18 protein-coding genes are annotated in these 19,561 nt (G+C 66.7%); 6 read left to right on the forward strand and 12 right to left on the reverse strand.

The window, feature by feature from the left end; genetic code table 11:
- Nucleotides 1–180: 180 nt before the first annotated feature.
- On the reverse strand, nucleotides 181–1,053 hold the full coding sequence (locus KPL57_RS63995; RefSeq protein ID WP_226359306.1) for a DUF4158 domain-containing protein: 873 nt from the start codon (nucleotides 1,051–1,053) through the stop codon (nucleotides 181–183).
- Between the two features lie 409 nt (nucleotides 1,054–1,462).
- Nucleotides 1,463–1,948, reverse strand: a complete 486-nt coding sequence (locus tag KPL57_RS64000; RefSeq protein WP_226359307.1) for a hypothetical protein — start codon at nucleotides 1,946–1,948, stop codon at nucleotides 1,463–1,465.
- 1,832 nt (nucleotides 1,949–3,780) lie between these two features.
- On the opposite strand from KPL57_RS64000, the gene KPL57_RS64005 reads away from it, so the two are divergent.
- The 5 genes from KPL57_RS64005 to KPL57_RS64025 are packed head-to-tail and all read left to right on the forward strand — an operon-like array spanning nucleotide 3,781 to nucleotide 9,085.
- A complete protein-coding gene (locus tag KPL57_RS64005; RefSeq protein ID WP_226359308.1) occupies nucleotides 3,781–5,001 on the forward strand; it encodes a hypothetical protein in 1,221 nt (406 codons plus the stop codon).
- On the forward strand, nucleotides 4,985–5,983 hold the full coding sequence (locus tag KPL57_RS64010; RefSeq protein WP_226359309.1) for an MsnO8 family LLM class oxidoreductase: 999 nt from the start codon (nucleotides 4,985–4,987) through the stop codon (nucleotides 5,981–5,983). The genes KPL57_RS64005 and KPL57_RS64010 overlap by 17 nt, the downstream gene beginning before the upstream one ends.
- Nucleotides 5,984–5,992: 9 nt before the next feature.
- The gene (locus tag KPL57_RS64015; RefSeq protein WP_374203992.1) at nucleotides 5,993–6,613 is read left to right on the forward strand and encodes a disulfide bond formation protein DsbA; all 621 of its coding nucleotides are present in this window, start codon (nucleotides 5,993–5,995) and stop codon (nucleotides 6,611–6,613) included.
- The gene (locus KPL57_RS64020) at nucleotides 6,606–8,624 is read left to right on the forward strand and encodes a TraM recognition domain-containing protein (protein ID WP_226359301.1); all 2,019 of its coding nucleotides are present in this window, start codon (nucleotides 6,606–6,608) and stop codon (nucleotides 8,622–8,624) included. The genes KPL57_RS64015 and KPL57_RS64020 overlap by 8 nt, the downstream gene beginning before the upstream one ends.
- Nucleotides 8,621–9,085 (forward strand): J domain-containing protein, encoded by a 465-nt coding sequence (locus tag KPL57_RS64025; RefSeq protein ID WP_226353147.1) that lies wholly within the window; start codon nucleotides 8,621–8,623, stop codon nucleotides 9,083–9,085. The genes KPL57_RS64020 and KPL57_RS64025 overlap by 4 nt, the downstream gene beginning before the upstream one ends.
- A gap of 112 nt (nucleotides 9,086–9,197) precedes the next feature.
- On the opposite strand, the gene KPL57_RS64030 is transcribed toward KPL57_RS64025, so the two are convergent.
- The 10 genes from KPL57_RS64030 to KPL57_RS64075 form a co-directional block, all read right to left on the reverse strand.
- Complete coding sequence (locus KPL57_RS64030) at nucleotides 9,198–9,362, reverse strand: hypothetical protein (protein WP_226359311.1); 165 nt, start codon at nucleotides 9,360–9,362, stop codon at nucleotides 9,198–9,200.
- 158 nt (nucleotides 9,363–9,520) lie between these two features.
- The gene (locus KPL57_RS64035; RefSeq protein ID WP_226353146.1) at nucleotides 9,521–9,907 is read right to left on the reverse strand and encodes a hypothetical protein; all 387 of its coding nucleotides are present in this window, start codon (nucleotides 9,905–9,907) and stop codon (nucleotides 9,521–9,523) included.
- A gap of 74 nt (nucleotides 9,908–9,981) precedes the next feature.
- The gene (locus KPL57_RS64040; protein ID WP_226353145.1) at nucleotides 9,982–10,359 is read right to left on the reverse strand and encodes a hypothetical protein; all 378 of its coding nucleotides are present in this window, start codon (nucleotides 10,357–10,359) and stop codon (nucleotides 9,982–9,984) included.
- Between the two features lie 1,887 nt (nucleotides 10,360–12,246).
- Complete coding sequence (locus KPL57_RS64045) at nucleotides 12,247–12,642, reverse strand: hypothetical protein (RefSeq protein WP_226359312.1); 396 nt, start codon at nucleotides 12,640–12,642, stop codon at nucleotides 12,247–12,249.
- Nucleotides 12,639–14,603 (reverse strand): hypothetical protein, encoded by a 1,965-nt coding sequence (locus tag KPL57_RS64050; RefSeq protein ID WP_226359313.1) that lies wholly within the window; start codon nucleotides 14,601–14,603, stop codon nucleotides 12,639–12,641. The genes KPL57_RS64045 and KPL57_RS64050 overlap by 4 nt, the downstream gene beginning before the upstream one ends.
- Before the next feature lie 534 nt (nucleotides 14,604–15,137).
- Complete coding sequence (locus KPL57_RS64055) at nucleotides 15,138–15,449, reverse strand: hypothetical protein (protein WP_226359314.1); 312 nt, start codon at nucleotides 15,447–15,449, stop codon at nucleotides 15,138–15,140.
- Nucleotides 15,450–15,486: 37 nt separating this feature from the next.
- Complete coding sequence (locus tag KPL57_RS64060) at nucleotides 15,487–16,461, reverse strand: hypothetical protein (RefSeq protein WP_226359315.1); 975 nt, start codon at nucleotides 16,459–16,461, stop codon at nucleotides 15,487–15,489.
- Between the two features lie 94 nt (nucleotides 16,462–16,555).
- Nucleotides 16,556–17,002, reverse strand: coding sequence for a hypothetical protein (locus KPL57_RS64065; RefSeq protein ID WP_226359316.1), 447 nt, complete (start codon nucleotides 17,000–17,002; stop codon nucleotides 16,556–16,558).
- Between the two features lie 29 nt (nucleotides 17,003–17,031).
- Nucleotides 17,032–17,478, reverse strand: a complete 447-nt coding sequence (locus KPL57_RS64070; protein ID WP_226359317.1) for a hypothetical protein — start codon at nucleotides 17,476–17,478, stop codon at nucleotides 17,032–17,034.
- Nucleotides 17,479–17,985: 507 nt separating this feature from the next.
- Nucleotides 17,986–18,348 carry a WhiB family transcriptional regulator gene (locus KPL57_RS64075; protein ID WP_374203993.1) on the reverse strand — a complete coding sequence of 121 codons (363 nt, stop codon included), beginning with the start codon at nucleotides 18,346–18,348 and terminating at the stop codon, nucleotides 17,986–17,988.
- Nucleotides 18,349–18,569: 221 nt separating this feature from the next.
- Here KPL57_RS64075 and KPL57_RS64080 point away from each other — a divergent pair, with 221 nt between their 5' ends.
- Nucleotides 18,570–19,445, forward strand: coding sequence for a Scr1 family TA system antitoxin-like transcriptional regulator (locus KPL57_RS64080; RefSeq protein ID WP_226359318.1), 876 nt, complete (start codon nucleotides 18,570–18,572; stop codon nucleotides 19,443–19,445).
- Nucleotides 19,446–19,561 lie beyond the last annotated feature (116 nt).

Raw genomic sequence — 19,561 nt, forward strand, 5'->3', positions numbered from 1 at the left:
CCTGCGGCGCGACCGGGAAACACAGGTGTCGCGCACGAGCGGGTCGCCGGCGTTCACAGGTCGCCTCCGGCGACCTCGGAACAGCAAGTTCTCCTTGCCGGTGACCCGCTTGAACTCCTTGATCAGCTCCTTGGTCACCCGGACCTCGTCGCCGGGCGTTGATCCGGTGCACGGTGGAGATCAGCAGCTCGACCAGCGTGTCGGTGATCTCCGTTCCCGGCAGTGCAACAACGCCGCCAGCAGGGCCAGCGTCACCTCAGGCGCGTGTCCGCGCAGGTGGCTGGGCGCCTCGACCGCCGCCCGCGCCCGCCAGGCGGCGACCACCTTCGGGGCGATGTCGGCGAACACGCCGGCTGACAGGCCGACCGCCCGTACCGCTTCCAGCTTGGCGATCTCGGTCAACATCGTGTTCAGGCTGACGTTGCCCGGATCGGACCGGATCGAGGCCAGCACCGCCGGCCCGTCACCGTCCCCGCCGGGTTGGCCGTCGTCATCGGCACCGGCCGCGACCAAGGCGAACAGCCGAACGCGCACCGCCTCGGATAAGCGGATCGCCACCCGTGCGAACAGCAGCTCCTCGCCGCGGTGCAGCGCCGAGCGCACGATCCGGTCGACGCGGCCGCCGGTGGGCGGCTCGATACGTTCCTCCCGGCACCGGTCCAGCAGCTGGTCACGGACACGTTCAGCGCCGCGCTCGGTCTGGGTGACGGTGGTGACCAGCCACTCGGTGAGCTTGTCGGCGTCGGCGACGCTGCACTCCCGGAACCCCAGTGTCCGGCGAATCTGGCTGCGATGGAACTCGATCGTGCGGCCGGACCAGTCGTAGAACGCCAGCTCGGTCACCGGCACACCGACCTGCCGGGCCACGTAGTCCACAGCGGCGTCGGGGATCTCGCTCCGGCTGCGGGGAAACCGGCCGTGCTCGGTGTAAAAGCGCAGCAACACCGCGAACCCGAGCCGCGTCGCGCCACGCTTGCCGGCCACCATCGCCAGCTCGGCCTCGACCAGCGTCCACCGATCGATCAGTTCGTCCTGACCCAGCTCACGCGCCACGCACGGACGCTACTCCCACCCCCCGGACACCGCCGCGACCAGAGATTCAGGGTCAAGCCCCCAGCGCTCGTTTGCGGCTGATGACACGATCCTTACCGGCACCCCAACTTCGGGCGCACCACATCAGCGAACGCACCACCATCAGAAAAACCAGGTGCGGAGCCATCGCCGGACTCGGTGGTGTCGGTGCTCCAGAACGCCGCCGGCGGTGCCGCTGGTTCCGGCGTCTCGACCGCTGGGCGCGCCGGCCGCTCGCCCGGATCCTCGGGACCCGATGCTCCGGCCGCCGGCGGCTCGGCCGCGGTCGGCGTACCGGGAACCGCCCACGCCGCTGCATCTCCGGTCAGCCACGACGGCGTCTTGTCCGATGTCGAGGTCTCCGACGGCGGCACGTGGTTACTACTCGCGCTCACCGGTCACCCACCTCGTTACCGGTGGTCCCGGTGAGCAGACCGGGATCGACGACCAGACGACCGTCCTCCGGAGCACGTGTGACGGGCACCGTCATCCGCACCCAGCACGCCTCACCAGCGGCCCAGGCCGCGGCCGTCTCCGGCGGGACACACGACCGCCCGACCATCCCCGGCACCGCCGCCACCTCCCCAACCTCCGAACCATCGACAGGCCCGGCGCCGGCGGTGTCGACGCGGACATACGGCGTGGCGCGGACGACGACCTCGACGAACACCACCGTGTCCGACCGCCGATACAACCGCCCCGGCAACGGGGAATCCGCACGCTGACGGCCCGCACCGGCCCAGCCCCACGTACACGCCTGCGCGTCCGCGAGAACTTCGCGCAGGACCTCGGCCCGCCGCCACGGCACGTCCTCATCGAACGACTGGAAATCGCAGGCGAAGCGGCCGGCGAACGCCGACGCCTCCACATCCGACACCGGCTCCCACGACCGCACCGACCGCGTAAACGACGACCCAGCGGCCGCACGGACAAGTGAGCGTCCGGGGCGGGCCTGCGGTTCTGGCAGCGGGATCTCCTCGTCGAACTTGATGTCCGGGGTCGCGAGCTCGACATGTTCACCGGCGTCTGGCGTCGCAGAGCCACAGGGAGCAACAGGCGTTTGGTACGGCCCGGCCGTCCGGACCGCTTGCGAGCGCCGCGAGGTAATGGCGTATACCGATGCTGTCGCTGGTCGAGGGCCTAAGCGGTCCCGGGCAGCGAGCCCCGGGGCTACCTGCCACGGAGCGGAATCCGCCGCAGCTCCTGGCTCGGGGCGAGACCGACGAGGCATCACGGCCTTCCTTCTGCATCCGATCAAGCTGACTACGAACACTGTCTTGTGGGCACCATCCCCGCCTCAGACGGCCACGTGTTGACGGAGCAGCTGGCGTCGCCCGGCGCGCCAGCACACCATGACATCGAAGATTTTGCAACAGACCAGCCGTACAATCTTCGTTCTAGCTGTTCTAGCTGACACTCCGCTACGCTCTAGGTTCGGACCAGCGGCTTCCGGACCGCACCCCTCATGGCATCCATCAGCGGGGCCTTGTCTGGGCGCTGCCTCTTCCACTCGCCCGCGATGAGCTGGCCGACCCCTCGGTCGACCCACCACCGGCAGGAGGAGGAGGAGGAGGAGGAGGAGTGAGAGAAAATCAGTCGGACGAGACAGGCAGCCTAGCCCGGCGACTGGACAGGCTCTTTGAGGCGAACCGGCCACCCCGGGCTTTGAATCGGCGGTGGCGAAATAATGAGGTCGTATCGATCTGTCGTTCAAACGGATTCGATATATCCGAGTCGCACCTCAGTGAGCTCCGCCGAGGACTAAAAACGAATCCGACTAGCAAGACCCTGGGGGCGCTGGCTTGGTTCTTCGATGTTCGAGTTGGATATTTAATTGACTCGGACACGGATGAAGACGAACGAGAGCTGGGGCGTCGAGAGGCGGCGGCTCGCAGTGCGCTGGCCGCTGAAGAAGCGGCGAGAAGGCAGGAACGGGAGGCAGCGCTTGAGCTCCAGCAGGCCCTACGTAAATCTGGAATTACTCGACTTGCTCACCGAGGGTCTGGCGCCGCGCCGCAACATCGAGCGATGATGATGAGGGCACTCACGGAGGCATTGCTTGAGGAAGATCAAGACTCGCGCGATGGCTCCTGACGCGCCAATCGAGAGCGGCAAGGCCGCCTTCATATCCTGCCGTTCAGGTGATGACAGCACTCAATGGCCTGACATAAAGCGGTGGCAGCATGGCCTTATTTGTCCGACCCAAGAAGAGCTGCGGCAGCTCTGTCGTGAGCTGTTGAAAACACTGGGCCTCGTTCCACCGTTCACTGCATGGCAGTTCTGCCATCGCCTTAGCGAGAAACGTGGGCGCGTAATCAGCGTGGAGGCCCGCGACTTAGGGTGGGTCACCGCGATTGGACATCTGCTTCCTGGAAAACGCAGAGATCGCGTTTTACATGACTACCGAGCGCCAGTGCCCCAACAGGAACGAATCATTTATCATGAGTCCATGCACTCCTACCTAGGGCACACCGATCCAGGGAGCCCCCCTCTGATATGCGGATCATTAATTGGCGACGATGATACCGTTCCTGACGATGGCCGCTACTCGCAACTATGTGAATGGCAGGCTGAGACTTGTGCAGACGAGCTGGTTCGTCTAGCTCAGCTCCGACCTCAGCTGAACGAGTACGCAGACAACTCTCGCTGGAATCCGGAACAAGGAGTTGCGCCAGCCTTCGGCCTCACCCCGTTCAGCTGGAAAAACCGATGAAGTTCTGGTTCGAAATAATCACCGCATCCTTGGTGAGCGGCCTCGCCGTATGGTACTGGGTGCAGCTGCGACAGTATTCGCACGACGTAGCCTTCCGGTTACTTGTCGCAGCCATCACGGTCCTTGGGTTTACTCTCGCGACGGGCATCGATCTCCCAGTTTTCGAGAGGCTAAAAGAAGCCCTCAGCGTTGTCTCCTTTAGCAACATCGCCTGGGGCTTCATGTTCTATAGCTACTCAGTATATTTCATGCTGTGCCGAGCCAACGACCCAAACCAGGAGACACGCCAAAAGAACTACATTTACCGGCAAGCAGGGGTCGAGTTCGTGATCTGGCTCTGCTTCCTTGTTCCGGCGTTGGTTGCTCTACTGGATGGCCCACCTGGGTTCTGGGAGCAACCGCGAGATCCTGAATCACATCGCACCCTACGTAACGCTATCTACTACACCGGCGTGACTATCTATCCGATTGTTGCATGGTTTATCGGGACCCGCCGAGCGATCGCCTACAGGCGCCCGATCGCTCACACATGGACGCGTCACGCAAGTCTCGGTGTAGTGGTAGGCGTTTTCTTGATGGCGGCTATGAGTGCAATCAGTCTGACCCGCCAGATACTCTACATCGTGTACCCAGGGTCGCGTTGGCCAGCGATGCGCGACTGGTACAACACAGCTAGATTGAGCGGACAGATCATCCTGGCGTCCGCATTCGCAATTATTCCGATAGTCACATTCTGTCGTCGTCTTCAAGCATCGAGAGCTCACATACGAACAAGTCGGGACTTGCACGCTGACATCTCTTCTTTGTGGAGATGCATAGTGGCAGAATTTCCACATATTGAACTTAAGGATGTTCCCCACGATGAGCGGCTGAGTAGTCAACCCGCACCGCTCACTCGGATGCAGGACGAAATCTCTGACGGGCTCTCCTATCTAGCCAGTTGGTCCCGTGGCTCGATCACAGCTGCCGAATCGGTGGAGTCGCAGATTGCGCAGACACTCACTAGAAAGCGTGTTATCGAAGCGGCGCGCTGGGTGGACCCTGACGAGGCGGACTTCACTTATCGATACGAAATTCCACGATGGGAGCCCGAGTTCAGCTCCCCCGAGGAGCGGACCCAGTGGATGGCTCAGTTGTCTCGCGAATTGTCTAATCTCGGAGTTTTACAGAAAATGTCCACAGAGTCCCTGGGGGAGCGCTTTGCCGAGTACGACTAACCTGATAATCCACGACACTGCGCCAATCGTTGAAGGGGCTACGGTAGCTGAAACTTTACAGAACTCGATCGCATTAGCCCGCTTCGGCGATAGACACAGCTACCACCGCTATTGGACAGCAGAAACTCACGGGATGCGAGCTGTCGCGAGCTGCGCCCCTGCTGTCGTGTGCACGGCAGCAGCCGCCCAAACAAAGCGTATTCGGATAGGAGCCGCCGGCGTTCTTCTACCGAATCATCCAGAGCTCGTCATCTCGGAGCAATTCGGAACTATTGAAGCGCTGCATCCAAGGCGAGTCGACTTAGCGCTCGGGCGCTCACTCGGTGGGCCCGCAGCTGTTGCTTCAGCGATCAATCCGCATAGAACACAAGATATCGAATCGTTCAAGCTCCGAGTGCAGAATCTGCAAAACTACTTCGCTAATCAGTACCACAACGGAGTACGCTCAGTCACGGGATTTGGGCACCAGCCTCAGATGTGGGTCTTAGGGACCAATCCTGAAAGTGCTCAACTGGCAGCAGAGCTCCGGCTTGCATATGCTTTCGGTGGACACTTGCACTACGCGGCGATGGATTCAGCGATCGCCGCCTACCACGAGACTGCGGCTAAAGACAACGAATGGACTCCTCATGTAGCAGTATCGGTGGGAGTTATTGCTGCGAGCGATACTGCTACTGCTCAGTACCTCGCGGGATCCCATCGAATGAAAGTTATGCGCCGAAAGATTCATCAAGAAAGGATGCACCTGCCACACCCCGACAAGGCCGCTGGCCTCTCCCTGCGAAGCGCTGCGGAACGTCAGGCGTTCGAAGGTGCAACCGAAGGATACTGTGTTGGCGACATCGCCGCCGTTCGAGAACAACTCACTGGCTTGCGTGACAGAACGAAGGCAAACGAGCTCATCATCTCTACACCCATCTTTGATCATGAAGATCGGTTGAGATCTTACTCTTTAGTTGCAGAATCCATGAGAGGACTGTGACGCACCAAAATGCCGTTAAATACTCCGGCCGAAGGCCGAGTCGTGGTGACTGCTTACGTCGATCCGGTGTGCCCGTATGCGTGGGTCACGTCCCAGTGGCTACGAGACGTCGCCCGCGCCCGCCCTCTCGACCTGGACTTCCGGACGATGTCCCTCGCTGTGCTCAATCAGGACCCGGCCGATCCGCTGGAGCTGACGCGGGGATATGAGAGTGCGTGGCGCCCGGTCCGGGTCGCGGAAGCGATCGCCGCGACCCGCGGGCCCGAGCACCGTCACCGTTACTTCTACGAGTTCGGTCACCGCTATCACGACCTGCGGGAACGTCCCCGCGACACCGTCCTACGCGACACACTCGCCGCCCTTGACGCCATGACCCTCTACGGCGCCGCGGACGACCAGGTCTGGGACGAGGCGGTGACCGCCAGCCACCACGCTGCCCTGGACGGGGTCGGTGAGGACGTCGGCACTCCGATCGTGCGGATCAACGGGACAGGGATTTTCGGACCGGTCCTCACCACCGTCCCCGACACTGCACGTGGCGCGGCGATCTTCGATGCGGTCGCGACGTTGATCGCGCACCCGGAGTTCACCGAACTCAAGCGCACCCGAACGACGAGCAGCGATGAGTGACCTCGCGAAGGTGCTCGCGGCGCGGGCCCCGGACCTTCCGGACATCCCGTTGTTCGGTTCGGTGACGGTGGGTCAGGTGTTCGTGGCGGTCGCGGCGGTCGTGGTGCCCGCCACGGTGGTCGGGCATGTGCTGGTGTTGTGGGCGTGGGCCCGTGGCTGGGAACCGCGCCGGCTGCGCAACCTCGCCCTGGTCGTCGTGGCCGCTGCGGCGCTGGCCGGGCCGATCGTCGGCATGCTGCCCTGGTGGGGCCTGGAGCTGACGGCCTCGGCGGTGCGTCAGGCATGGGACGGCCACTACCTGCACGCTGGGATCGACTCCGCCGCGGCGACCGCCCCTCTGGTGGCGATCACGTCCTGGGTGTGGTGGCACCTCTACACCAAGCGGATGCGGTCCGGTGTCGCCCAGGCCGCCGGGGAACGTCACGTCCGCCGCCAGCTACACATCCGCGCCGGTGCGGCGGCCCGCCGCGCCCGCCGCGAGCGCATCCCGCTGGCCCACACCGACCGCACCGGCACACCCTCGGTTGTCCTCGGCCCACGTTATGACACCGTCCGCGCCCAGCCGGACCTGCTCACCGACACCCTGCGCCGGCGCGCCGCGCCGTGGTTACAGGTCCCGATGCCCGCGATCGCCCTCCACACTGTCTGCCTGGCCGAGACCGGCGCCGGGAAGACCACGATGCTGGTGCGCTGCTCAGCCAGCTGGGCCGAGATCACCTGGACCGCCTACAACCAGCAACAGCACGGCGCTGCGGGATCACGGCCGTTGGTGATCTTCCTGGCCGCGAAAGGCGGCCCCGACGCCGACACCGACGCCCACGAATGGGCCGACGCGATGGAAGACCTCGGCCTGCACCCGGACCGGATCGGCGTGTTCCCGTTCGAGACCCGGCTGAACATGTGGCGCATGCCCGCCACCCAGCTCCGCGCCGCCCTACACAAACTCGCGAAAACCGATCACCGCTTCTACGACGTCCTGCAACGCGGCCTACTCCACCTGATCATCGACGCACCCACCGAGAAGCCACCCGCGTCGTCGGCGGAGTTCCTGCAACGCCTCGACCCGGCCTGGCTCACGGCGGCGTGGGCGGGACATCCGGTCGAGGAACGCGCCATCGCCGCCCTGACCAAGACCACCGGCGGCGGCGCGGGCGCCTCATCGCTCGACAGCGACCTGTTGCTGTTCGCGGATTTGTTCCGCAGCATCGTCGGCGACTTCGACGCCGGCCAGCCCTTGTCGGACTTCGACGCCCTCTACGTCTCCGTCCCCGGCGCCACCGACCAGGTCGTCGCCGCCACGAAGACCGCCGTCCTCATCGAACTGCTCACCTACGAACTCGGTGTCGCTCACGACGGGCAACGCCGTCAGGTGTTGTTCGTCATCGACGAGTTCTCCGCGGTCTCCGGTGACACCGCAGGTGACGTCATCAACCTCGTCGAACGGCTGCGTTCCCTGGGCGGCTCGGTCATCGTGTCCGCCCAGTCCTATGAAGGCCTCGCCGACACCGAAGACCAACGCCGCCGCCTGCTGGGCGCGATGGGCGGCGGCGCCCTACTCGGCCGCACCAGCAACGCCGAACAACTCGCCGAGCGGTTCGGGACGCGGCTGGTCGACGAAGTCGGCTACCAACTCGACGGTGGCCGTATGACCGGTGTCGGCACCGTGCGCCGCCAGCACACCTACCTGCTCGACCCGAACCGGCTCCGACAGCTCCCCCGCCACCACCTCGCCTACGCCACACCCGACCAGGTCATCTACGGCGTCGTCGCCCCACTCGCCGCCTCGCCCGCGATCGTCGGCTCGCCGCGGCGGACCGCACCCACCAACGGCCCGGCACTGTCCCGGCGCCGACTCACCGCAGGCCAGGCCGCCGCGATCAACCGGCGGCTCCGCCGACCCGGCACCACGACCGGTAACGGCGCCCGGGCCACCGGCGGCGGAGATGGCCAGGCCCCGGACTGGACCGGGGACGACTGGACACACGACACCAGCAACGAGGACCCACGATGAGCCCGAGCCCGAGTGTCCATCCTGAACAGGCGCGGGCCGCCGCCGCGGCGCTGCTCGGTGTCCCCGCCGGCGCCTCACCTGAGCTGCTACGGACCGCGTGGCGGGCCGCCGCCCGCCATCACCACCCCGACCGGGGCGGCGACCCGGAACGGTTCATCGCCCTGACCAGCGCCTACGAACTACTCACCACACCACCAGCGCCACCGCGAGCAACTCCACACACGACGACACCGGCGGGGCCGGCGGGGCCGCGCGCGTCGGCGCCGGCCATCGGTGGGCTTCTGTTCCTACGGGCTTTCGGGCTGCTCGCTGCCGTCGGTGTCCTCACCGCTGGTGTCGCCCTGGTCGCCGCGCCGGTCGTGGCCGCGATGGTCGCGTTGCTGGGCGCGGTAGCGGCTGCCCACCATGTCTACCTGGCCGCCGCCCACGCTGAATCCCGCTCGCCGGTAAGCGGTCCCTGACTGTGGGGCGGGCGCCGTCCAGACCGCGCTTACTCCGACCGCGAAACAGGAACTCCGGCGCCCGCCACCAGCGACGATAGCCTCAACCGGTCGTCGTGTGTGTCCGACGAGGTCACCGGATGCCCGACGACGGACCGGCGCCGGTCGTGATCCGCTCCCAGCCCGGCGCTACCTGTCCACGCCCGGGGAACCCGCGGGCGCCGTAGCCGTAGCGGGGTGGAGCCGGGCGCGGCCCTGCCCGGTCGGGCTTCACCAGCCGGGACGGGCTGTCTTGCACACTCACCACGCCACGACCGAGGTCGAGCGCGGTCTGCGACCGCCACGCCCCGAACGCTTGATGAAGGTCGGCGGGGACGTCGATGCTGAGCCGGACGGTCGTGGGACGCCCGAAACCGGCACCGATCTGACGTACCTGGCCTGGTAGCTGCTGCTGGTTCATCCGGTCTGTTCGTGGTCGGGGCAGGTCGGGTCGGTGCATTCTCGCCAGCCGAGGAACTCCCCCGGGGCCAACCACGCCGGGGCCGCGGTGGCGGCATAGAGGCCTTCGACCTGGGCGATGCTCATGTCCAGGTCATAGCAGACCGTCGGATCGGCGGCGAGCCGCCCGAACGCGGTCTTCGCGATCCGGGCGGCGAAACCGATCGCGGTCTGCGGGGACCGAGCGATCACGACCGTCGCCAGGCCGACACCGAGACCGGTGACGAGGTCGGCTTTCGTCCCGACCAGCTTCCCGTTGTGCTCGCGTTGCTGGCGGCGCATCGCGGTCCGTAACGGCGCCGCGATCGCTGTCGCGACCTGCGGCGACACCTCAAGGAGTTGCATCACGCAATGAAAACTCTTCGCCACCAGCGCACCCCCCATAGGTCCAGGTCCAGGATAGTCCGATTCATGCCGCGCTAGTCGATCTTGCGGGTGCTGGTCTGGAGGCCGTCGGCGCCGACGACCCTGCTGGCGAGACGTTCGACCTCGGCGGCGGTGAACCGGTCAGGCAACGCGACCGGGAGAAGCCGGAAACCGTCACGGATCGTGTTCAGCGCGGTCGCCAGCCCGGCGACATGGTTACGGGCGACGACGTCGATCTCCACGCTGAGCAGGTCACGGTCATGGCCGTGACGAGCCGGATTCAGAATGACCGCAGCAACCGCACGGGACAGCACACCACGCCACAACAGCCCGATGAAGTGCTCACCCAGGACCTCCGCCGCCCCGGGAAGGTCCTTCCCCGGCAGATCGAAATCCTGACGACAGACGACCAACACCCTGCTCACGCCCACCGGCCTCATCGTCCTTACCGCGCCGACCGCCGCGGCCCCGGCTCCCAACACGGAACCTCGGTGATGTCCCGGATCGCCCACTTCAGCTGCGGCGCCAACGCCTCCGGATCCCGCGCCCGCGCCCGCCGCGCCCGGTCCCGCTCCACAAACTCCCCCGCAACATCCTGAACCTGCCCCAACACATTCGGCGCACACCAATACATCACACCGACACACTCCAACTCCCGAGCACGACCACCACCGCCGACAACAAACCCGCCACCATATCCGCCTCCCCATTCTTCGGCGGCGACTCAAATAGCGTGACCGCGTTTTCCGCGACAACTCCACCTCCACCAAAGCGCGCCGCCCATCCGGAAAAACCTCAACCCCATCCGGCATATGCGGCACCGGCACACCACGCGGACGCCACCCCGTTAAATGCTGCAACGTCCGCTCCGACACCCACCGCCCCACATCCAAACCCACCCGATGAAACCGCACCGCCGCCACCGCACGAACATGCCCCGACACCGTCTGCCGCGGCCGCCACCCCGGCACATCCCACCCCAACAACTCCCGCACCAACGTCCGCGACGGCCACACCCACATCGCCCCCGCATCCACCTTCCCCGTACACACCCACCCCGCACGCCGCCACCGACCCACCACCGCATGCGCCGCCTGCGCCGACACCCCCAACACACTCGACAACAAATCCAGAGGCAACCCATACTGATGCGCAGCAATCTCCAACAAACCCGTATCCCGCGCCGTCAACACCACCGAACCCGCATCCCGACGCCGCGCACGCACCCGCTCACCGACTTCACCCAACACCACAACCACCCTTTCCTGCTACCCATCCGAAATATTCCACCAACAACATCGCACACCACCGAGGCGTCAGCGAGACGAACAACCCCACCCGCCGCAAAAGATCACCACCCAACCCGACCACCCCGATAAACCGAGGATTTGACTACGCCGATGCGCAGCGAGACGAACAACCCACCTACGAACAGATACACCCAACCCAACCCAACCACCACCATCCCCACAGTCTGTTGACTTTGACCTTGACCTTGCTTTTTTAAAGGCATTGAACTTCGTACTAGAACACTGGGGTCACTCCGTGACCCGGTCGGGCTGGGGGGCCGGGGCCCGACACCACCCCCGGCCGTCAGCGAAGCAGGCTGGGGGTGGTGTCGGGCCCCGGCCCCCCAGCCCGACACACTAGACCAGCAGGTCACACCAGCGAAACGGCCTCGCCCATCAGCAGAAAACCCTCAACGCCGCTTCCCAGGAGCTTCCAGCCGCTTCAAAGCCGCATCAAAGCCCCTCAGCGCCGCCGACACGCCCCCCAGCACCGCCACGGCCGGACATCTGCCAGCACGTCAACACCCCCGGAGGGCAGGCAGGGCCCCGGCAAAGTCGCGATAGGCGGCGGTAGTCGCCCCACGCGGCCTTCTGATTGCCGCGCTGCACCTGCCCGGGACCAGCTATAGCGCCGAGCGGCGGCGCAGCTGCGCCGCTTGTCACGGCTCGCCACAAGATCATCTAACGACTTTGCCGGGGCCCTGGGAGGGCAGGCACCAAGAACGCCGGGAAACGACCATGCCCGCCGCGAAGCCAAGCACCGACCGCCAAGAAAAGACACTGTCTCAGCACGAACACTGCTTCAGTACCGAAAAAAGACGCTGCTGCGTCGCTTCCCGTCCTCGCCCTCCCAAGGCGGGCTGCGGTCCGGATCGACTTGCCAACGAACTGGCCGATACCGCTTCACAACGAGCGCCACCGCGAAACCCGCAGCACCGACAGAGTGAACTATCCACCCCCGCAGGAAACGCGGCACCCAACCCCGGACCGCAGCCCTCTCCCCGGCTCACCACCGCACACAGAAACAACTCACCAATACCGCATTAAAACCCCGACACTGAACGGCAACTCCAGGCCGTGATCTACCAGCAACCGATTCACGTCGGCGCGCGTGAGCGACTCACCGTCCTTCAATGCATAGAACGCCATCTTCTCGACATCAGCCATGAACGCCGGATGCGCGGCACACCAATCCTTGACCTTCAGCTTCACCGCGGCCCGCTGCTTCTTTTTCTTCGGCGAAACCGACGTGTAGCCATGCGCTCGATGCGCGTTCTGCGCCGACCTATAGCCGTAACCCTGCGCGTCATCGATAACCTCGCCGGTAGCGACATCGACAACGACATACCGCAAATCCCGGCCACGCGACAACACAGTACTGATAACCACCTTCACGCCGCGACTAACGCCATTCTCGGGACTCACCCGACCTCCCGCTCACAACGCGGGCAGGCCCGCCCAGGACAGATGTCGTCGCCGCACACCTCACACTCGACGAGCTCACCACCCTCAACGACACCACCCTCCAGTTCCACATCCCCGTCGTTACCCATCGAGTTCTCCTCGCGCCGAGAAAGGTCGACAACCTGGTAACGACCCCGCACCACACGAATAATCCGGCCATAGCCGATCAGCGCATCCAGCGCGTCATGCACCGCAGCTTTCGACGCGGTCACAGCATCGACCAACGCCCCGGTCGTCGCCGTCCCGGCCGCGATGAGGGCGAGGACTTCGGCCTGCACCGGGGACAACACCACCTCTGCCGGTTCCACCGGAGCGGCAGACTCGCCGCCGGCCTCGACGCCGCGGCTCCCCCAGGGAGCCCGGCGGCCCCCCCGACCGGGCGGGACGACGACAGCGGCTCCACCAGCGCCGCTGTCGTCGTCGCCGAGAGTGTGGGTGGCGCCCAGCCCACCGACCTGCCACCGCCCGTTCACGGGCGGGCCGAGGACGCTGGTGACCGCCGCCGCGTCGAGTGGATGCAGCTCCGGCTGGTTGAAGTAGCGGTCGAACGCGGTCGAGGCGGTCAACTCCGGCGCCGGCAGACCCTTACCGACCATCCGGGCCGCGTCCGCGTCGCTGGGCAGCCAGTCCCAGCGCACCGGGGCATCCAAATGGGCGTGCACAGCCATCCCGGGCACCGGGCGCCGCGGCCGCCCATCATTGAGCGGGAGCTCCGCCGGGTCGAACAGCAGGCCGGGTACCAGGTCCGAGGACGACTTCGAGTTCGTGCGGAACGCGATCACCTGGGAGGCGAACGCCGAGCGGGCGTGGTCTCCGCCCCAGGCGCCCTGGCCCTGGGACTGGTTGAGCCCGACCAGCCAGATGCCCAGGGCGCGGACGGTGTTGACGGTCTCGGTCCACAGGGCGGCGACCTTCGGATCGTGCGCGACGAACGAGTACTCGTCGTGCAGGAACATCCACCCAGGAACCAGCCTGCTGGGGAAGATCAGGTCCGAGCCGGCCTCGGCGGCGATCTGGGCGCGCGCGGCCAGGATCGCGGTCACCAGCCGCGGTAGGGCCAGCACGTTCTGTTTACCGATGACCGCGACCCGCGCCCGCGCCGCGAGAGCAGTCGAGGAATTCCCCTTCGGGTCGGCATAGAGCAGGTTCAGCACACCGGTCGACAACGCCGCGGTGGTCAGGATGTTCGTCGCCCCGGACTTCCCGCCCCCGGTCGACCCGACGACCGCGGTCGGCACCGTCCCGCCGTCATCCCACATGAGCACATCGACTTCACCGGAGCCGTCGATCGAGCGCCCGACACCTGTGATGACGCCGTCGACGACCCGCGGGCAGGTGAACAGCCGGGTGTCGGCGACCGGGTCGGTGTGAATGATCGTCAACCGCGCCCGGTTCGCGCCGGCCCCGCGCCGACCTGGGGCGAACAGGACCCGCTCAGCGTCGACGCCGAGCCCCCCAGCCAGCTTCGACCGATGCGCCACCAGGTCGTCCAGGGTGTGCACGCCCGGCCGCAGCACCACATCGAAGCTCGTCGTGAACTGGTCATCGGCGCGGCCGGTCAACCGCGACCCCGCCACCTTCCCGTCCTTGGAACCATTCGTCTCCGCCCACGCCCGACACAACGCATCCAGATCCGGGTCCCGCGGCGCCGGCGGCGGCACCACCGGCGCCGCCAACGCCGCCGTCCGCGGCCCGATCGGATGCACCCGCCACCAACGGGCACCCACCGCCGTCGACCCGAGCACCGCGGCCGCGCCCAGCAACGGCGACGGCCCGGCAGCAGCCAGCTGCCAGGCCAGGGCCGAGGCCCCGGCGGTTCCGGCGGCCAGCTCGGGCCACCACCGCCCGACCGCGCTGCGGTAACGGGCCGCGACCACCGCCGCCGCACCCACCGGCACCACCGCCGCCGGGCCCGCCAACACCGCCGGACCCACATCCGCTACTGCCGCGGCTCCGGCGCCGAGCCAGTGCCCACCCATCCCAGCCACACCACCGACCGCAGCCGGAACCCACGGCCACCGACGACGCCGGTTCCGATCCGCCACCAGCACCCGACGCGCGTTCTCCGCCCGATCCCGACCCTCAGCGACATCGGCCGAGGCGACACCAGTCGGGACGACCGCGCTCTTCAACCGCGACCAGAACACCGCCGCCGCCCCCGCCCCCACGCCGGATACTGTCGTCGTGTCGGCGACACCACCGTCGACAGCACCGCTACCGCGGGCGGTCTGGCGGGCCTGCGCCCGCGCCTCGGCCCGCTCCGCCGCGACCCGAGCGGCATGTTCGAACCGCGTCTTCCGCGTGATCGTCTGCGTGGGCTTCGTCGAACGGGCCATGACCGGCCTCCCTTCCTGTTTTTCTGCTGGTCAGAACCGTGCTGATGGAGTCGCTGATGCGCCCGGAGCGCCCGCCCACACCACTCGTGGTGTGGGCGGGACTCCGAACCCACCAACCGGTCAGCCGTGGCCCAGCGACGCCTTCGACGCCCGAGCGATCATGTGATTGGCGGTGAGGGCGTCACGCACGATCGCCCCGCCCACACCGATCCGCTCCGCGGCAAGGGCGAGGTTGTCGATCACCGCCCCGACATGCGTGCCCGCACCGTCGAGACCGTCGAGGCCGGTCCAGCCATGACCTTCGAACTCGTCCACCAGGCCCCGGTGGGTGCCGAGCAGCTGTTCCAAATCCGACGCCGCGTCCCGCAACGCCGCCGAGGCGAACTCGAAGTTCCCGTCCCCGTCCAATGCCGCCATCCCCGTCATCTCCACTCTGTTCTGTGTCTGTGTGTGCTGGTCAGGTGCCGATTCAGAGGACAGCGTGCGGGCCCGGCACGAACGGCGCCTGGTCGTAGGCGTCCCGCCCGCGGTCGCCCTGGGCGCGCATCTGCTCGGCCAGCCCCCGATACAAGCCCTCGGCGGCGTTCAAACCCGACAGCGAGTCGCCCAGCGGGCCGGTGACCTGGTCGCCCCAGCCGTCCCCGGCCAGCCGATCGGTGAACGCCGACAGCTGCGTCTGGTAGACGCCACACGCCTCCGCCGCGGCGATCAACCGGGCAACAGCGGCCTCATACATGCCATTTCCTCCAGAAACAGTAGAAGTAGTCGTGCTGGACACCGACCCGGAAGACGGCGACGGGGACGTGCCCGCCACGAGACCCACGTCCGGGTCAGCGGCGGCGTCGGGGAGGTCATCGGGGTCGTCGAGGTCGACGACCCCGTCCGCCGCCGGGCGGGCCGCTGGAACCTGCTCGTCCGCAGGCGGGGCGGGCAGGCCGGGATCATCGGTCGCCACGACAGTCCCGCCCGACGCCCCGGCGGCGGGGCGGGTGGCCTGCCGCCGCCGGCCCCACAGCTCCGGGTCCGCCGCAGCCGAGGGCCCGGACGCCCCGGGCCCATCGCCCGCGCCGCCGGCGCCGCTGGCGCTGGTGGCCGGGTGCAGGCCGCGGGCCTGCGCCCAGCGGGCCCGCGCCCGATCAGCCCGCTCCATACGACGCTGCTGGACCGCCCGCCACCGCTCATCCCGCCCGGGGGCGGTCTCGTCGAACCACGCGCGGCGCCGCGCCGCCCGGTGCTCGCCGCGGTGCTGCGCGGCCCGGCACGCCTCCGCCCACCGGGAGGCCACGAGCAGCCCGAACGCGCCCCGCCCGGTCGGGCGCCCCGAGCTGGTGCGGGCACCGCCGGCGTTCTCGTGACGCATCCGGGCCCGCGCCAGACCCGGCGGCTCCTTACCGTTGCTGTAGGCGGCGGTATCGGTACGGCCCTTCGTCACGAAGAACGCCACCACCACACACGTCAGAAAAAACGCCTCCACCAGCCCCGCCCTCCTTCTTCTCTAGCGTCGTATCGGCACACGACTAGAACCGGCGACGGCGTCATCAGGTCAGCGATGCGGCAACGGCGGCGATGAAGGTGTCGGCTGCGCTGTAGAGGCGCGGCACACCGGCCAGCACGGTGCCGACCAGGGCGAGAGCGGCGACGACCAGCAACGACTTCGTCCGCGTCGCCGCCGTGATCCCCGAACCGCGCAGCCGCGAATACGCCCACAGGCCCGCACCAGCAGCGACCGCGCCGACCGCCGACACCCCAACGAGGTGGGCGGTGGCCTGACCGGCCCCGGTCAGCGCGCCACCGGACAGGGCGGTGAACAGACCGCCGAACCATCCCGCGCTGGCGCCGCCGACACCGAACCCGCCGACCACCGCGAGGACGGCGGCGACCTTCTCCCAATCCACACCCTGACCAGGCACATCCAGATAGACCAGGACGACCGCCAGGACCAGCGCCAAAGCACCGAGCGTGAGCATCGAACTCGGAACGAACATCGACCACGACATCAACGATCACCGTCCTTTCAGAACGCGCAGGCGAGTAGAGCGACAACGACAACCGTGATCACGAACCCGGACGGCTTGTCCCGGACCACGTTCGCCACCCAATCCAGCGGAAACACGATCGCCAGGGCGGCCAGCGTCAGCGCCGAGTGCACGCCTCTCACCAGCGGATTGCTGGACGTGGTCCAGTCCCCAGTGCGGGAGTAGGCCCAGGTCTGCGCGTACGACGGTGGCTGCTCGTTCCACCGCGGCCGCGCCTCGACGACGTCACTGACGACCTGGGCGAGGCGCTGATCCCACGGCGCCAACGGCTTCACCACCGGCTCCACCGCCGCGGGCGCCTGGCCGTCCGCGGCCGACGCGGTGTTCGAATCGACGACGTACAGGCCCGGCCGGACCACGCCGCCCTTCTCCCGCTCCTGCTCGGGCTGCTGCTGGTCAGATGCGGGCTGCGGCACGACGACCACCTCCCAGCTGCTCCCGCTTACGGCACCGGCCACAGACCTGCGCCGCCCGGCCCGGCGGAATCTCGAACGACCGCGTACACACCACGCACCGCCCACGGACCTTCACCGCCGCTCACCACCTGCGGCCAACACAGCGGCCTGACGCTGCTCACGGCGGGCCTGGCTGCGGGCGGCGGTGCGCTGCTTCGCCCGGATCGATGTCTCCGCGGCCTGCTCTTGTGCGGTGTGCAGATCGGTGAGTAGATCGGCGAGATCGTCAGCGATCCGGTCTAGCCGCCGCCCGACCTCGGTCGACTCCGCCAGCGAGCGGGTGACCGTGGCCGGTAACGCGGCGCGGACCGCGACCAGCGGCCGCGACTCGATCGATCGGGCTGGTGGCCCGCCCGTAGGCGGTGACGAACCGGGCCCGCTGAGTCTCGACCCGCCGCAGGATCGTGTGTGCGATCCGCGCCCGCAACACAACACCAGCAGCAGTCTCCTCGGTAGGCGAGGCGGTAGTGGGCGCGGTCATGCCGCCACCGCCGACCGGGACGCCACGACACCGAGCCCGACGTGCCGGGCTGCGGACCGCTCCTCGCCGGTGGTGCCGCCCCAGATCCCGTGCTGGCCCGTCGCCGTCGCCCACTCCCGACACGCCACACGGACCGGGCAACCGGTGCACACCAGCCGGGCCTGCACCACACCCAGCTCGCTGACCGGGAAAAACACCTCGGTATCCACACCCAGGCAGTGCCGCCCAGGATGCGACACCAACACAGGCGGGACCGGAACCACAGGTCCCGAATCATCATCAAAGACAGGACTACGCTCGACCACGTGGGTCTCCTCCTCCAGACAGGTGGTGACTCGCAGGCCTCGGCGGGGGACCACCCGTCGAGGCCGTTCAAGGCCCGCAGTGATTCATGCGCACCACAAGGACTCCGGTTCAGTCTGCCCAGCTGGGACCGGGGAGTCAAGACCTCCCTGCAGACGCGACTGAGCAAGCAGGAGTCGGCAGCCGCTCTCAGGTCGAGAGACGAGACAGCCGGGTGAATACTTAAGCACCCCAGCTAAGCAGTCAGATACATTCAATCGGTCGAGCGAGGTGGACATTGCCGGACAAGCACTCTGCGTCACGAATTCATCTGGGCGACCTACTGCGTCAGCGACGACTCGCCGCTGGACTATCCGGTCGGCGCCTGGCGGCAGCCATCAGTCACAGCCAGTCAGGAATTGTCCGGATCGAGTTCGGAAAATCTAGAATTTCATCCGACCTGCTTCAGAAGTGGATTCAGGTAACCGACACACCGTCTCTCGATCGCGCCAAAATAGAAGATCTTCATGTCAGGCTAATACAGGCAGAGGACATCATTATTGGCGAGTCGGAAAGAAGGGGCAACAGGGGAATCTCAAGAGCCCTGGAGGAGATCGCCTCCGAGATCCTCGTGTGGCAGTTCACCAGCGTTCCCGACCTACTGCAAACTGGCGCTTACGCACGAAGCGTACTCCTCATGTCTGCAGGCGAACCAGCTCAAGCGCCCGATACATCGATCGCTGATCTTATTTCACGACAGGACATCCTGTATCGATCTACAACGAAACTGAAAGTCGTTATGAGCGAAGGAGTTCTCGAAGCCCGGTTTGGAAATCATCACGTAATGATCGACCAGCTAGACAGAATCGCTTCTCTTGCTCGACGAAACAGGCTTGACCTTTCTGTTCTTCCGTCGAATTCCGGAGTGGGCGCAGATCACGGAACTGCGGGGGGGCTCTACTTTGTGCCGCACATGACCCCCGACTGTCTAGCGTTTCCGCTCGGTGCGCGTTCGCCAGAAAGCGACCCAGCGGTGGTGCAGCGCCTGAAGGACGACTTCACCCGCTACCAGCAGCACAGTTTGCGGGGCGAGGAGGCGATCACGGCCGTCGAGGACATCGCTCGGCGGCTGGCGGCCGAGTCGTGCGCCACCGAGGTTCGTGACGGTGAGTGATTGTCCAGTTGTCCAGTGGACAACGAGACCGGGCGTGCTAGCGTGCGTCCTACGCGTGCGCGTGCACGCGCACGCGTAGGACGCCGAAGTCCAGCTGCTTGTCCAGTCTTTGTCCA

The sequence above is a fragment of the Pseudonocardia sp. ICBG601 genome (assembly GCF_020496245.1).